3 protein-coding genes are annotated in these 2,601 nt (G+C 45.0%); all 3 read right to left on the reverse strand.

From position 1 onward, the window contains the following. Positions 1-136 precede the first annotated feature (136 nt). Positions 137-1,063 (reverse strand): permease-like cell division protein FtsX, encoded by a 927-nt coding sequence (gene ftsX, locus B4K20_RS12685; protein WP_289243901.1) that lies wholly within the window; start codon positions 1,061-1,063, stop codon positions 137-139. Between the two features lies 1 nt (position 1,064). Then, on the reverse strand, positions 1,065-1,715 hold the full coding sequence (gene ftsE / locus B4K20_RS12690; RefSeq protein WP_286305277.1) for a cell division ATP-binding protein FtsE: 651 nt from the start codon (positions 1,713-1,715) through the stop codon (positions 1,065-1,067). Then, on the reverse strand, positions 1,712-2,601 hold an 890-nt coding region (gene ftsY, locus B4K20_RS12695; protein WP_289283152.1), incomplete at its 5' end, for a signal recognition particle-docking protein FtsY. The genes ftsY and ftsE, both read right to left, overlap by 4 nt.

The following is a 2,601-nucleotide window of genomic DNA, read 5'->3' on the forward strand; positions in this document are numbered from 1 at the left end:
CTAAAGCCATGTCATATTGAGCTACATTCGTTGTCATTTATTACAGTCTCCTGAGAGTCACTCCTTTAATCATATCACTAAAGGATTAGTGTCAACTATAAGAAGCGTATTTTTGGAAAAAGTTCCTGTTTAGATACTAAGTTGGTTCAATATCATTCAGGTGTCTACCCACAGCTAACCATGCCCCTAAAACACCCAAAAAGAGACCAAAAAGTGGCAGAGAGAGAAACATCTGTCCCAGCATCCATTGTAGCGAAAACTGACTGTCATAGAGTGCCGTGAGTCTGGAAATGGGGCCATTGATCGCAATTAGAGCTATGAGTAATGTTAACCAGGCAATCGCACCCCCAAAAAAACCGTACCAAAACCCTGTATAGAGGAAAGGGCGTCTGACAAACGCGTTAGTACCACCTACAAGTTTTATGACGCGTATTTCGGTTTGTCGATTTAATATTGCCAAGCGGATAGTGTTACCAATGACAAGTAATACGCTTAGTGACAAGAGGACGGCAAGAATGGTGATCCCTCTCTGACCAGTTTGATTGATAGATTTAAGTCGTTTTAACCAGGCCATATCAAGTTGTGCCAGATCCACTTCTTGCATATTTTGCAAGCGCTCAAGTAAGCCCTGAATAGCCTCTTCATGTTCGGTTTCTTTGGGTTTGATGATGATAACCGGTGGTAAAGGATTGGTTGGCAAGCTATCAAGAATGTCATCTAAGCCAGATAACTGTCTAAACTCTTCGAATGACTGCTTGGCAGAATGATAATCGACGGCGGTGACATCCGGCCAGGCGAGTAATTGTTCAGCGAGTTGTTTGCCTCGTGCATCATTAGTACCAGGTTTTAAAAACAAAGAGATCTGACTGGCATCATCCCACTGTCCTGCCACTTGTTCTACATTCTTCAGTAATACATAAAGACCAGCGGGTAACGCTAAAGCAATACCGATGACCAGAACCGTCATAACACTGGCAACAGGTGTTCTGGACAACTGTCCCAGACTGTACAGCATCACCTGTAGGTGTCTTAGAAGATAATTGGGTAGGTTGAATGACAACATATCAGGCAAGACGTCCTTGATGTAGAGTAAGCTGACGATAGGGCATAGTGCTGATTAATTCATGATCATGACTGGCGATAAATACGGTGACGCCGACCTGATTAAACTGTTCAAAAAGATGCATGATTTCTCTAGAAAGTTCAGGATCCAGATTACCCGTCGGTTCATCGGCCAGTAGTACTGGAGGTCTGTTGACAACGGCTCTGGCAATACCGACGCGTTGTTGTTCACCTCCGGACAAGGCAATAGGCAGATTACGTTCTTTGCCCAGCAGGTTCACTTTATCCAAAGCCGCCCTGACGCGTCGTCCGATCTCACGATGATTTTCACCGGCTATGATTAAAGGCAAAGCAACATTGTCGAAAACAGTTCGATCATGTAGCAGATTATGGTCCTGAAATACTAAGCCGATCTTACGACGGTAGTAGGGCACTTTCCACTTAGGCAGTCGTGTCAGGTTTTGATTGTTTACCCATACTTGCCCATGTGTGCTTCGCTCGATCAGGGCAATCAGTTTTAGTAGCGTACTTTTGCCTGCACCTGAGTGGCCGGTAAGGAAAGCCATTTCGCCCTTGTCTAGCTCAAAACTGAGTCCGGATAGTGCTTCATGCTGATTGGTATAGCGTTTGTAAACGTCAGTAAAACGAATCATTTAATCTCTTCTTTTCCCAGCAAAGCATCGACAAAATCAGTCGCATTAAATGGACGTAAATCATCTATTTTTTCACCCACACCAATGTAACGGATAGGTAGTTTGGTTTTGTTAGCGATGGCAAAAATGATGCCGCCTTTTGCTGTACCATCGAGTTTAGTTAGTGTGATACCCGAAACACCAACAGATTGCTGGAACTGTTGAGCCTGTTGAAGTGCGTTCTGTCCTGTACCGGCATCAAGCACTAACATGACTTCGTGGGGCGCACTTTCATCGACTTTACCCATCACGCGTTTCACTTTTTTTAACTCTTCCATAAGATTTGACTGGGTGTGAAGTCGACCCGCTGTATCGGCGATAAGAATATCCATATTTCGTGCTTTAGCAGCTTGCAGTCCATCGAAAATAACAGAAGCCGAATCTGCTCCGGTCTTTTGTGCAATGACCGGGATGTTATTGCGTTCCCCCCAGACTTGTAATTGCTCTACAGCGGCCGCACGGAACGTGTCGCCAGCAGCCAACATGACTTTTTTACCTTGCTGTTGAAATTGCTTAGCGAGTTTACCTATCGTTGTGGTTTTGCCTACGCCGTTTATTCCTACCATCAGTATGACGTAAGGACCGCCGGACTTTTCCGGTAATTCAAGTGGCTGGCTACTGGGCTCAAGGATGCTAATCATATCCTCACGCATGGCGGTAAAGAGTGCTTCCACATCGTTAAGTTGTTTGCGTGCTACACGTTGGGTGAGATCATTGATGATGCGACTGGTTGCCTCAACACCAAGGTCTGCTGTTAACAGCTGTGTTTCGAGCTCTTCAAGTAGATCATCATCAATAGTCTTACGGCCAAGGATTAAATTGGCAAAGCCATCAGTCAGCTTGCTGC

It is taken from the genome of Methylophaga sp. UBA5088 (assembly GCF_002414625.1).
In the GTDB taxonomy this organism is placed as follows: Bacteria; Pseudomonadota; Gammaproteobacteria; order Nitrosococcales; family Methylophagaceae; genus Methylophaga; species Methylophaga marina.

Coding starts and splice junctions, on each gene's coding strand:
- ftsX (WP_289243901.1), bottom strand. CDS start 1,063: ATGTTGTCATTCAACCTACCCAATTATCTTCTAAGACACCTACAGGTG.
- ftsE (WP_286305277.1), bottom strand. CDS start 1,715: ATGATTCGTTTTACTGACGTTTACAAACGCTATACCAATCAGCATGAA.